The sequence below is a fragment of the Fictibacillus sp. 23RED33 genome, from assembly GCF_015903925.1.
Classification (GTDB): Bacteria; Bacillota; Bacilli; order Bacillales; family Fictibacillaceae; genus Fictibacillus; species Fictibacillus phosphorivorans.
Map to the genome: position 1 here is coordinate 79546 of NZ_JACZDX010000009.1, position 13378 is coordinate 92923.

Consider the following 13378-nt stretch of genomic DNA (forward strand, 5'->3'; position numbering starts at 1 on the left):
TACTAGAATTCAGTTAAAAACTAGATGTTTAAAAATTCTTGTACGACTTTACCATCCGTTTTTCCTAAATCTAGACCTAATAGTTTAGCAAACGTCGGCCCTTCATCAATTAAATGCATGGAAGGAACAACAACATTTCTTTGTATCCCTTTACCTGCTAATAACAGGATAGTAGTGTAGTCTTCTTTTTCAGGAGAATAACCATGACAAGCATGCGTGAACCGTTTTTCCCTCACATCTTGATCTGTAATGTTGTTTAGAAAAGAGCCTTGATGTTCTTCGTTAAAATAAAAACCTCGTCTAGCTTCTACCATAAACGCACATTGATCATCAGCACCGGTTGCAGCCGCTTGTTCTTGACTGTAGATCTTTTCAATACCATTTCTTTCATCAATCAATAAGTGGTCCAGCAGTTTTTTCACTACCTCCTTTGTTTGTAGATCAGATGAATCCTTCAGGTAAATATATGCTGATCCATCACAACTTTTGCAATAGGCTTTCCAATTTTGTATAGGCCCTTTTGAATCAGTATCTATTAATCCATTTTCTTTTAATAGTATATTCAGTTTAATAGCTTTGCTCTCATCAAGAGCGCTATGATCTCCTAATACGGCGATCGTCGTTTCTTCATATATACCAGCTTCCTGTAAGGATTCGATAATTTTGCCAAGTCTGTTGTCATGCCTTTTTATCGCATCCATTGCTTCATCAGAAGAAAAGCCATGATAGTGCCTCTGTGAATCAAGATCCACAAAATGAACAAGCAATAGCTCAGGTTTTTTATTTTTAATCGTATGTATCGTGGACTCTAAAACAAAATCATCAAGCTCAGGCTGGTTCAAACCACTACGCAGATGTCCGAATCGACGGTTCATATCAAGTTGATATCTTTTACTTCCGTTTAAGAGAGAAACAGGAATCTGGTGGTGCCACTTACGGTTCGCAAAAATTTCGGGCATGTTGTAATCGATGTTCGCTCTTGCAGTCACTGGCCAAAGGAGAGCACCGGTAGTCATACCTGCTTTTTTAGCTTCATCATATAAAGTAGTTCCTTTAATATGTTTTCTGTGCCAATACCAATCAGGCGAAGCTTTACCTGGCTGTGTTAACGTATTGTTTACGATTCCGTGGTTTTTTGGATACCTTCCTGTAACAATCGAGGTATGACAGGGATACGTTACAGAAGGATAGATTGTCTCTACTTTTTTGCAATGGGAGCCTCGATCCAATAATTCCTTAAAATGCGGAAGCTGATCTAAGATAGGAAAATCAAGGGAAGAAAGACAGTCAAAAGAGATGACAACTAAATGATTGGTTAGACGGGACATAACACTCCTCCAAATATTGCTAAGATTAACCATTCTAAATTAAATGATAGCATAAGGGAATATAACGCGTGTAAAGTCTATGTATGAATTTAAAAAAATCATACCATTTCCTTTCCAAACTTTGTAAGTTGTGTTATGAATGAATTATCTCATTATATAGCGGGTGATGAAGTGATCAAATGGTGGTTAAGTGTTGTATTAATGTTTTTTATCACATCTGGTGTAATTCTGTACGTCTTCACGATGGATTACGCTTCTGAAAAAGCAATGGTAGAAATCACAAAAGAATTAAAGTCGAATGAAGATGAGATCACGAAACTTCTAGAAGACCCAGAAATTAGAAAGTACATAGAAACAGGGAAGCCTCCAAAGCAGAAGTTGCCATTTACTACAAAGAATGATGCTGTTCAATTCATCTCTGAGAGATACACCATTCAAGAACTAGCTTCCATTAGAGAGAAGGTAAGTAAAGGTTTGAATGAAAACGAAAAGCAAGCTGTATATGAGAAGCTGCTCGAAAAAGTAACAGATAATGAGCTGATGGCGCTTAAAGTAGTCGCTTTAAAAGAGATAAAGAAGAAATAAAAAAAGCCCGTAACAGGGCTTTTTTTCTATGACTTTAAAACTTTACTGTAATCTTTCCATCCATTATTGAAATGTAGTAGCCGTTATTTTCATCCTGCTTGACTTGAATGGGTTCGCCCGTTCTAATGACTTCTTGAATCTGTTCCTTAATCGTAGGATGCATATCGTATAGAACGTCTACATTTTCGATCGAAACGGTATTAATTCCTGTACTAAAACCCATAATCAATCGATCGGTAGAATTATCAAACATCAAAAAACTGTCGCTGTATTCAATCGCATAAAGAGTAGCATCATGTTTCTTTGCGATGGCTACGAGATGTTTTAAGTTCTCATGTGTGTCATCCATTAAGCTCACGTATGTGTAGCCGTCGATGATTTTAGTCTCTGGCATTTTTGTTTGTGTTTGCTCTTCTTGTATAGGTTTTTCCTCCACATTTTTTGTTTGTGGCTGAACAGCAGGCTTTGGTTCAGGTTTTGTTGTTTGAGTTTTATTTTTTTTCGGCATTTCGGAAATCTTTGGCTGTTCTACTTTTTCTTTTTCAACTGGATTTTGAACTGTCTTTTCATTTTGAGATTGAACAGGAACGTTCGTTTTCGAAGCTGCTACCAGTTTTTCATTTTCTTCGACATTATTTTGTTTAAGTGTAAGAACTTCATTTGATCGTTCAGAAGTAACTGCCTCATGTTTAAGAGGAGTATTTTGTTCTGTTGCTTTTACTTTGCTCTCAAAATCGCTATCATTTAATACCCCGATTGTTAGTAATGCTGTTGCTGTAAAGATGACCGTACGTTTTTTGAATTTCAATGTTATGTCCTCCTCATTGTCTTGTTATTTATTAGACGAGAGAAGTCCTGAAATGGTTTCACTAATATTACAGAAATATTTCATAAATATTACAAAGTGCATTTTCCTATAAAAAAACGTGAACCTTAAAGGGGATTCTGTGGATAAAAAGAAGTCATATAATACGTCGGTGTGAGGAGGCAATAGGCGAGTTTTTTTTTTACATATTTTATGTAAGCGCATTCATTATATTTGGTGTTCACATTTTTTCATTGGAGGGGATTATGTTTATGCTTGGAATGGAAGATGGACTTATCGCATTTGTATGGGTGGCTACTGTTGTTTCGGCATTAGGGTGTGTTGTCTTTGGGGGAATCATGTGGAACAGAGGAGGTAATGACTCAAAATGAATTTTGCAGTCCTCATTCCGATTCTTATCGTCTATATGGGTATCATGTCTTGGCTGGCTTATTATGGATATAAAAAGACGGTAACAGAGTCAGATTATTTAGTAGGCGGTCGAAACATTCACCCAGCGATCATGGCATTGTCTTACGGAGCTACTTTTATCAGTACGTCGGCCATTGTCGGTTTTGGTGGCGTCTCAGCGGCTCATGGATTTAGCTTGTTATGGCTAGCGTTTCTTAACATCGTACTAGGTATATTTGTCGCTTTTGCCATTTTTGGAACGAAAATTAGAAAGTTGTCACTAGATCTAAACGCTACAACGTTTCCTACACTGCTAGGAAAAAGATATGATTCAAAATTTATCACGGTTTTTTCAGGAGCTATGATCTTTATTTTAATGCCAGCCTATACAAGCATCGTTTTGATCGGAGGAGGAAGATTTCTTCAAGAATCTCTTTCGATGAACTTTAATCTCGCTCTTATTCTGCTAGCTGCAATCATTGGGATCTATGTAGTAACAGGTGGAATTAAGGCGGTCATGTATACCGATGCGTTTGGTGCGGTTGTCATGTTGATCGGGATGGCTATCTTCTTATTCGTCACCTACCAAGCAGTAGGTGGCATTATGGAGGGGCATAATGGATTAACCGCAATGAAGAATCTAGTGCCTCAAGCTCTCGCTGAGCAAGGACATCAAGGCTGGACAAGTATGCCTGAATTCGGATCACCTCTTTGGTGGACCATTGTAAGTACCATTATCATGGGAGTAGGAATTGGAGTTCTAGCACAGCCTCAACTTGCGATGAGATGCATGACTGTAAAAGATGATCGAGCACTTTATCGTTCTGTATTAGTCGGAGGTGTTTTTATCTTTTTTATGACAGGTGCAGCATTCGTGATCGGCCCGTTAAGCAATCTTTATTTTTACGAAAAAACAGGTGAGATCGCTTTAACAGCCGCAAAAGGAAACGTCGATCTTATCATACCTATCTTCATCAACCAAATCATGCCTGAATGGTTTATCTATCTGTTTACACTCACTTTATTATCTGCCACAATTTCTACAGTTAGTTCACTCATTCATGTTCAAGCAACAGCTTTTGGTCAAGATATTTTAAAAACTCTTGGTGTTCAATCCTTATTTGGATCTAAGCTCAATCCTTCTAGAATCGGTGTGCTTATTGGAGTAATCGCTGCAGTCATATTAGCTTATCTTTTACCAGCTGGAATCATCGCTCAAGCCACGGCTTTTTGGTTTGGTATATGTGCAGCCGGATTCATGCCAGCTCTGATAGGAGCACTTTATTGGAAAAGAGCTACGAAGACCGCAGCTACAGCAAGTATGATCGTTGGGTTTACAGTAAGTATCATTGGTTTCTTATTCATGCACCTTAAAGAATCTGCTGCTATCGGGTTATCACAAGCATGGTTTGGAAAAGCAGCGATATTTCCTTATCCATGGACGCACATCGATCCTTTATTCTATGCTTTACCTTTATCTTCAGCCGTGTTCATAATTGTTAGCTTGTTCGATAAAAAAACAAGCTTTACTCAGAAAAAAGAAAAAGAACCGATGATCCCAGCGGTATCTGAATAAAATATTCGAGGCAAACACAATTCAGTTCAAGAAGTATGAACCTCCACTATTTGTTGCAAACTAGGAACAGATTAAGGAGGTTTTTTATTATGGATCAAGTAAAAGTCATTATTATGAAATTTCTTGTGTGCCTGATCGCATTTTGGATCGGACTCGATCTGTTCTTTGACGCTTCGATCAGTGATATCGTTTCTTTTGCGGTTACAACAACTGCAATCACATATATTGTAGCGGACCGTATTCTTCTGCCTAGAATAGGAAAGAACAACACGTTGATGGCAGAGTTTATTCTAGCGTATATGGTGGTTTGGATTTTCGGTTCGATTCTGTTAAATGGGTACATGCAGATTGCGTGGGGAAGTGTAATCGCAGCGGGTATTATCACCGTTACAGAAGTTTTTGTTCATTCATACTTATTAAAGCACATGCCTTCAAAGAATAAAGAGAGAAACGGGAGGCAACAAAGAAGGTTTAGACCAGGCTTTCGTTATGCAACAGAATTTGCTGAAGAACAAGATCCAAGAAATAAAAATAATAAACAAGAATAGTCTCCAAAAAAGTATCATGGCGTAAGAGCATGATACTTTTTTGTTCTGAATAGAAAAACCCTTGAGCTCTCTCAAGGGATTAGTGATTCGTTTGAATTTATATGGTGGAGACTAGCGGGATCGAACCGCTGACCTTTTGGCAGTGCGTTTTTTTTATTTTTATAATTTTTATTTTTCCTTCTAGTTATTCAAGATTTTTTGAAGTTTGTGATTAGTTTGTGATTGCGTATTAAATAAAAATAAAGAGATTTATAAAAAGAATGATGCCTACAACAAAGATATATCTAAATAGGAAAAAATTGTTTATAATATATTTGAACTAAAAATTACAATTATTTGTATTTTTTGGGTTTCTACTAGTGTGTTCTAAGGGGGAATATATTCAATGGAGCAATCTTTAATTAAAGATGGAAGTCTAAATTGGGATATTAGTGTAGGTAGTAATCAAGAAAAGGAACTATTAGAAACCGTTTGTGTTAACTTTCAAGTCAATGTTGAAACGATAAACCGTTTGATAAATCTGGAAAAATCAATGATAGGTAAAAGGAAAAGACGTGGTTTACAACAACAAATTGAAACAATAATTCAAGCCGCAATCATGGCAAGAGAGGAGGAGGAAGTAAATGTTATTAAAGAAAGTGGTATTTAATGACTTTAGGCTGTATCAAGGGCAAGTTGAAATCGATTTATCAATTGCCGGTAATGACGAAAAAAACATTATTCTCATCGGAGCTTTAAATGGTTCGGGAAAAACTTCTTTCTTAGAAGGAATTCTTCTAGCGCTTTATGGGGAACAAGCAAAATTGACTTCAGGAGAATCATTTGAACAGTTTATAAGAGAATCGATTAATGTTGAGAGCTATAGAAAGGGTAACAGAAAATTTTCAATAGAAGTAACTTTTTTAGAGAGTAACAACGTTGAAGATAATCTTGTTATAAGGAGAGAGTGGAGAATAAGAGAAAGTGATTGTATTGAACAGTTATCAATCAAGCAGAATGATAATGAAATGAAACAATTTGAAGATGAAATCGAGAAAACACAATTTATTCAAAGTATTATTCCATTCGGTGTTTCTCAGTTTTTCTTCTTTGATGGTGAAAAAATTCAAACAATTGCAGAAGACAACGATTCAGACGACTCCTTAGCATCATCAATAAGAGATATATTAAATATCAATGTTTATCAACAACTTGTGGATGACCTATATGCTTTTGAGCAGAATCAAAAAAGAAGCCAAGCTGATGTTAAGAAGTCAGATATTATAAAAATAGAAGCTGAAATTGAAGTAACAAAAGAGAATATACAGGAAATAGAAAAAGAACTTGATAATTCACAGTTAAAAAACGGAAAGTTGAATATGGAAATAATAGAAATTAAAAAATGGTTACGAGAACAAGGTATTAGGTCATTAAATAAACGGTCAGACATACAAGAAGAACTTGAAAAGTTAAAGCAAGAAAGAGAAGAAATAAGGGACCAAGTTATTTCATATCTTGATAATGAGTTTTCATATGTACTCTTGTTTCCTCTACTAGAAGAAACACTCGAACAAATACAAAAAGAAAGTGAATTCAATAAGGCGAAGCTACTTTCAAGGCAAAGCCATGAAAACTTTTATTCCATACTGAATACCCTGAATTCAAATAAAATCACTCCAAAATTAACACCATTTCAAAAAGAAACTATTGCAGCTGAGATTCAATTAGTTTGGGCAACTATACAAAAACCTATAATTATTGATGATGTTAAGATATTACATGATTTATCTAATACAGATTTGTCGAGGTTAAAAGCGGAAATTCAAAGTACAATCACATATTTATCAAATGGTAATTCTAATTTGGAGAAAACACTAGAGCTATATCAAGAAATAATAAATAAAATAAATGAAAAACACCAGTTATTAAAAACATTGCCGACTAATGATTTAGTTTTACAAAAAGAAAGTCAATTGGAAGCCTTAGAACAAAATCAAAAGAATATTGAAAATAAAATTCGTTTATATCAAAGTACATTAGATGAGTTAAACGTTAGGAAGAAAAATCAACAAAATCAACGTACTGAACTCTTAGACCAGGTTAAAGTCTCAATGGATATTCAAAAGAAAATTGATGAATCTGGAAAAGTAAGAAAGACATTAGATAGCTTTATCAGTATGTTAACTATTGAGAAAGCTAGAGAAGTAGAAAATTTATTGACGGAAATGTTTAATAAACTAACTCGTAAAGATTACTTAGTTAAAAAATTTGAAATTAATCCATATACATTTAACGTTACTTTTGAAAATATGTCTGGGGAAATTCTTCCTAAGAGGAGACTTTCTGCAGGTGAAAAGGAGATATTTTCTATCGCTTTAGTTTGGGCTCTTGCTAAGGCGTCTCAGAAACCTTTACCGATTGTTATTGACACTCCATTAGGAAGATTAGACAAAATACATCGGACGAATCTTCTAACGCATTACTTCCCTCATGCAAGTCAACAAGTTATTATACTCTCAACAGATGAAGAAGTAGCTGATGAATGGAAAAGCATGATTCAAAAAAATATTGCTAAAGAGTATTTAATTACTGATGAAGGCGAAAAGTCATTAATTAAAGAGGGATATTTCAATACATTGGAGGTCTAATATTATGGCTGGGAGCAGACGTATAAACTTAAGTGAAGGCGCCACTGAATATCTAAACAATTTGTATATTAGAGTCCAATCAAAATGTGAAAAGGCTTCAATTTATAAAATAGCTTTTGCTAAAGGGTTAATATCTTCAAATGACAAATTTTTTGAGGAGTTTAAAAGTGATTCAAAAGGTAGTGAAATTCGAATTGATTCCTTTGAAAATAATGTTTTTGATGCGGTAATCAGACAAAAATTTAAAATCCAAAAGCTTGAAAATAAAGGTCGATATTATAAACTTTTAATCGATTATGGTGCATTACTTTTGGAACAAGAAGATGAGGGGGATGAAAACAAACTAATATTAGAACAGTTTGAAAATAGTAAAATTCCTAAAAAAGTATCAAAAATAGATGGGAATTTATTTTCTAATATATCAGCAGGACCTATTCACAGTATTGTACTAGAATTAGGTGAATTCGAAAATGAAAAGATTTCAGTAACTTGGAATGATAAAGACCATACAGGACAACATATGGCGATAACAGGGAAAACCGGAGCAGGAAAAACGCAATTTGCATTAGAAATAATAAGTCAAATGGTTGAGAAATCACAAAATATTAATATTATTTACTTTGATTATGCAAAGGGAGACGTTGCTGCAAACGATAATTTTACAAAGTTAATAAATGCTGAAGTTATTGATGTAGCTAGTGATGGAATTCCTTATAACCCTTTTTACCTTGAAAATGTTAATGACCAAAAGATAGAAGAAATGAAAGAGATATTCTCATCAATTCAAAAGAGGCTAGGCCCTAAGCAAAGCTTAGAATTATTTGATATATTTAAAGCAGCCTATGAACAAAATGATGAACCAGACTTAAATACAATTTACGAATTAATGATTGAAATCTATGAAGACCAAGGTAAGAATAAAGATGTATTAGTTGAATTGTTTCATAAACTATCAATACCTAATATTTTCCCTAGTAAACAAAGTCCCAATCTTTTAAGAAATCTAGCTAATAAAAGCATTATATTTGATTTACATAATATTGACTCACACATGAGAATAAAAGAATTAGTTACATTTTTGATATTAAATAAAATTTATACTGAATCTATTCGATTACCCGACAGTAAAATTGACGACAAAACTGGTATGAGGGAAGTGAGAACTCTCGTAGTTATCGACGAAGCACATAACTATTTAGATGCAAACAATAGAATTCTTGAAAGAATGTTAAGAGAACTCCGCTCTAAAGGGGTGGCGGTATTATTATTAACCCAGGGTTTTGATGATTTAGTTCAGAAACAATTTGATTATAGCTCAATGTTAAATTGGATTTTTCTTATGAAATCTGATAACTCAAAACAAGGAATTGAAAAATCACTAGCCGTACCTAAGGATTTAGCTAGCAAATTATCTATTGAATTATCGACTATAGAAACTGGGCTAGTTTACACTAGAAAGCTTAGGGATGAAGATAAAGCTGTTACAAAATTTCATGGAATTCCATTTTGGAAAAGATATTAAATAACAATGGTAACTCTGGGTAAATTTGTACCCAGAGTTTTTTTAAAAAGAGTGATTTTGTAATGAGTCATTTCTTAACTTTGTTTTAATGATTTAAAATCTATGTAACTTGTTATATCAAACGACAAATTTCCATAGGTGTTCTATTCTCAAAAAAATGTATTTTGTTTAACAAAAAATAGAAATAAGGTTTATCATCTATATGTATTATAAATACACGGTAATAGTTTACTATGGACTTTTTGTATTTTGATTTACAAAAAGTAACGGACATTAAACTCAATAATAATAAAAAAGGAGAGAAATAATATCATAACATTAACCTAAACAAATAATGAAACTAGAAATTTAAAGTTTATCATGAATAATCGAGAAACTTAAAAAATTTGTTTAAAAGAAAATAAGTTCAAGGTACTTAATTAGAGACTGCTCCCTTAGGGTTGTAGCGGTAATAATGAAACCGTGTCTTCGTAAGTATTCACTTTGAATACGAGGAAGCAAGCGCAGCAACCAGGGGCACTTGGTAGGTACGTTTATTGTATTCAATATACAACTTCGGAGAAGTTGACATGTTGCTCAAATGAGCTATTTTATAACTTTGATGCAAAAGCGTGATTTTGCTACAGCGTATTGGGTAAATGAACAAACCCTAAGATATACGCTGGAATTCCAGGCGGTTCTCCTACATTTTTTCTTAAAAAAGTGTAGGAGAACCTGCCTGGCAGGTGAATTGTTCTTATTTTTTGCATGTAGCGACAATGTTTTTGGGAGCTACATTGCAAAAAAAATTGGATGATGATTGATATGGATGAGAAGCAGCGACAGCGACCTTCGAAGTCTTTATCAATCATCAGACAAAACTGTTTTTTGGTTTTAGAGGTGAATTCTTATGGCTAAAAGAAAACGCAAAAGCAAGAATTACTATGAAAGAATTAATAGATTAAATGAAAACGTTGCCTATAAAAAAATTAAAATAGATAGTAACAGTTTCAGGGCGGGAACAAGGAAAATAGAAAGAATGTTTGTGTTAGCGAATAAAATGAAGCTTTCAAACAAAGAAAAAGCGAAACTAAAAAAAGCTGAAAAAGAAGCTATTAAACGAGGTGATAAAGAGTTTATAAGTACCAAAAGTTTAAGTAAAGGCGGCAAAGAAAGTTATTATGCTGATTTTCAGCGTGTTAGAAAAGAAATTTACTATAAGTTTGGTATTTCGGATATAGAAAAGATTAAGCATCAGCATATAAAAGCAATTATTAGAGACCGGATTGAAGCGGGGCAAAGCGCAAATACAATTCATGGTATAGTTTATGCGGTAAATTTTGTTCAATCAGTAGGAATTGGGACCGGGATTCTTTCTAAAGGTGCTAAAATTGTGGACCATGATGATATGTTGGCTTATTTGAAATATGAGAAAATTGAACGAAGTTCGAAAAATTCACATCGATACAAAGCAAATGAGGAAGAATGCAAGTTGGTAATTAATGAACTTTATAATTATAAAGGTGGCAAGTACCTTGAATTTGCAAACATTGCTAGGTTACAATTTTTAGCTGGAGGTCGTCGCTCAGAAGTAATTAAGTTAAAAGTTGATGAAGTTCATGTGAATGCTGGGATTGTAGAGTTTAACGATGCAAAAGGTGGTCTGGATAATAAAGTATGGGTCAATCATTGGGACCCTGACGATAAAAACTTCGTACATAAATTGGTAAGGGATGCTGTTGATGGAAAACTCTTTAGAATTAAAGATAGTTCAGGGTCTTATATGAGTGAAGAGAAAGTGGTGGAAAAGTTGAACCGTTTATTAGTGCGAATGGCTAAACGTATTAATGTCGGAACTAAAGAAAAAAATTTCACATCTCATAGCCTTCGTGGTGGTTTTGGTCATTCCAGGGTTACTCATTATGCAAAAATTGCTGCAACACCTGGTGGATTGGATGCTGCTATTGAGCAAAAAATCCTGCAACAAAAACGTTTGAAAAAACGTTATGAAATTTTGTAAAGCACATTATAAATAAGTCAGGTAAAGAAAATCGTTCTTCTAGAGTAATTAAAGATTATGAAAAAATTCAATGGCTTTTTTTTAGTGTAGATTTGAATCATAGCAGGCAGGACATTGTTAGATATTATGTACTCACAGATGTAATCAAAGCAGAAGTTGTTAAATACTTAAAAAAGTAGCCGTAAAATGTAAAGAGCCTGACCTCCACTACAAAGGTTAGACTTTTTACATAAGAGATTCACAATATTTTGTTGGGTTATTGGTTCGTCGATATAAATATAAAAACTAACTTCCCGCATCATGTTCCAACCTGTATTCCCATTCCGTCCATTCATCTTTTTCTTCTTTTTTTCAAGACTATCCCAGATTTATCTTCAGTAATCTCATATATTGACTCATTTTCTCTGGTGCTTCTTTCACAGCAAGAATCACATATCCCATAATTATTTTCATTATAACTATATTAATAGCCACTCCCTTAACACCTTTGTGTTTGAAAAACCTCCTTATCTTTGTAGACCAATTCCTTTTTAAGTAGTTTCATACTTTCCAAAAAAAATATTGAATTTTAAGTTTTTCGTCTTTAATTTTGTTATCGTTTATTTACACGCTAAATGAAAAATATCAAGGGGGAAACAACAATGTATTTTACTAATAAGAGTCATTATGAGAATTATGAATTACTTATGAGCAAATATGATGAAGGAGTTCAATATGAAGCTAGTATTTATATAGCTGCAGTTCCAGAAATATTTAATGCAATTGATTTGAGTAAACTAGATAGCAGTTCACCATTGTTTGCACTCACATCATGGAATGATGTAGAAGAAAAGCATGAATTTACGGCAGCTCAACTTACTGGTGCTACACGAAGAATGTGCGAATTAGGATTATCTCTTTATAATGGCTATTCGGCAAATCTTGATGAAATATTGAGTTCTGTGATAGATGAAAAGATGGTTCGTGTTCTATTTCAGGCTATGAAGATTCGTACCGTAAACTTTAGGTATGAAACAGTATAATAAAATTACAAAAAAGCCCGAAAGGATTTATTAATACCCTTTCGGGCTTTTAGATACTTTTAAAAGAATCAAACGGGATTGGTTTTAACGTGGATTTGTTTAACAATCATTTGATAAATATCTATCTATAGTAATAAAACATATATTCAATAGGGATTCTTGCATGTAAAAAACAACCGGTGATAGAATAGAAAAGTAGAGTATCATCGTCATCTTGGAAACCATCCGATGTTCAGTGGGTGGGTATTTTTTTGTGAATTAATCACAGGAGTGGATAATATGAGAAAAATCATTAAGGATTTGTTTTTTGTAGATAAGGTAAAAATCGGAGATGAGGAAGGATTGATTTTGTCAGACCAAAATGGTGTGCCTGTTCCCTATGACCAAGCAAAAGAAATCGTAGAAAAGCTAGTGTTTTTTTATGAAGGTGAAGGGGCTAAGGATTTCACAAATGAAGAACAACAAAGAGAAAAATTGAGATATTATGGTTTTGATTTCGAGACTGACGGAATCTTTCAACATAGAGGTAAACCTGTCTATGAATGGAAAGAATTTAGAAGAGACTTGAAAAGAAATTGGGGATTTGACTGTGCTTGCTGCGGTAAAAAAGTATCCAGCAAGATGGACAAAGGGTACTATAAATTGAATATGGGGTATCGATTTTTTGTAGGTGCTGGTATGGGAGAGAATTTAAAGAGTGAATTTAGTTGTAGTGAAGACTGTATAAAAGTCGTATGGAAAGATGTTTTAAATCAATGGTTAACCAATGAAGGATTAAAAAAATATATACAATAGGAACGCCACTTTTTTTATGACTTCAGCTATTATTTCTTTTCAATGGTTTCTATAATGTGTAACCAATTTCCCCACTGCTCTCCAATTAGACTTCAAAATTAAATATCTTTTTTTCATTTATTAGCAACAAAGTGCCTTACAAAAAAGAACCCCTCTCGAC

General features: G+C 33.8%; 12 protein-coding genes. 10 read left to right on the forward strand and 2 right to left on the reverse strand.

Annotated elements, in window-relative coordinates; all coding sequences use genetic code 11:
- Positions 1-20: 20 nt before the first annotated feature.
- Positions 21-1328 carry an alkaline phosphatase family protein gene (locus tag IHV09_RS20015; protein WP_197265326.1) on the reverse strand — a complete coding sequence of 436 codons (1308 nt, stop codon included), beginning with the start codon at positions 1326-1328 and terminating at the stop codon, positions 21-23.
- 135 nt (positions 1329-1463) lie between these two features.
- Here IHV09_RS20015 and IHV09_RS20020 point away from each other — a divergent pair, with 135 nt between their 5' ends.
- A complete protein-coding gene (locus IHV09_RS20020) occupies positions 1464-1913 on the forward strand; it encodes a hypothetical protein (RefSeq protein WP_197265327.1) in 450 nt (149 codons plus the stop codon).
- A 34-nt stretch (positions 1914-1947) separates the two neighbouring features.
- Here the strand turns inward: IHV09_RS20020 and IHV09_RS20025 are convergent, their stop codons facing one another.
- The gene (locus IHV09_RS20025; protein ID WP_197265328.1) at positions 1948-2721 is read right to left on the reverse strand and encodes a hypothetical protein; all 774 of its coding nucleotides are present in this window, start codon (positions 2719-2721) and stop codon (positions 1948-1950) included.
- 263 nt (positions 2722-2984) lie between these two features.
- Here IHV09_RS20025 and IHV09_RS22700 point away from each other — a divergent pair, with 263 nt between their 5' ends.
- From IHV09_RS22700 to IHV09_RS20065, 9 genes are all read left to right on the forward strand, one after another.
- Entirely contained in the window at positions 2985-3110 is a 126-nt protein-coding gene (locus IHV09_RS22700) for a symporter small accessory protein (protein WP_255520115.1), read from the forward strand.
- The gene (locus tag IHV09_RS20030; RefSeq protein ID WP_197265329.1) at positions 3107-4705 is read left to right on the forward strand and encodes a sodium:solute symporter family protein; all 1599 of its coding nucleotides are present in this window, start codon (positions 3107-3109) and stop codon (positions 4703-4705) included. Before IHV09_RS22700 ends, IHV09_RS20030 begins: the two co-directional genes overlap by 4 nt.
- A gap of 89 nt (positions 4706-4794) precedes the next feature.
- Entirely contained in the window at positions 4795-5253 is a 459-nt protein-coding gene (locus tag IHV09_RS20035) for a YndM family protein (RefSeq protein WP_197265330.1), read from the forward strand.
- A gap of 385 nt (positions 5254-5638) precedes the next feature.
- Positions 5639-5902, forward strand: coding sequence for a hypothetical protein (locus tag IHV09_RS20040; protein WP_197265331.1), 264 nt, complete (start codon positions 5639-5641; stop codon positions 5900-5902).
- Entirely contained in the window at positions 5877-7880 is a 2004-nt protein-coding gene (dndD, locus tag IHV09_RS20045) for a DNA sulfur modification protein DndD (protein WP_197265332.1), read from the forward strand. The genes IHV09_RS20040 and dndD overlap by 26 nt, the downstream gene beginning before the upstream one ends.
- Before the next feature lie 4 nt (positions 7881-7884).
- Positions 7885-9402: an ATP-binding protein gene (locus IHV09_RS20050; protein WP_197265333.1), complete on the forward strand. Its 1518-nt coding sequence runs from the start codon at positions 7885-7887 to the stop codon at positions 9400-9402.
- A gap of 889 nt (positions 9403-10291) precedes the next feature.
- A complete protein-coding gene (locus IHV09_RS20055) occupies positions 10292-11401 on the forward strand; it encodes a site-specific integrase (protein ID WP_197265334.1) in 1110 nt (369 codons plus the stop codon).
- A gap of 641 nt (positions 11402-12042) precedes the next feature.
- A complete protein-coding gene (locus tag IHV09_RS20060) occupies positions 12043-12423 on the forward strand; it encodes a DUF2538 family protein (protein WP_197265335.1) in 381 nt (126 codons plus the stop codon).
- Between the two features lie 279 nt (positions 12424-12702).
- Complete coding sequence (locus IHV09_RS20065; RefSeq protein WP_197265336.1) at positions 12703-13218, forward strand: hypothetical protein; 516 nt, start codon at positions 12703-12705, stop codon at positions 13216-13218.
- Positions 13219-13378 lie beyond the last annotated feature (160 nt).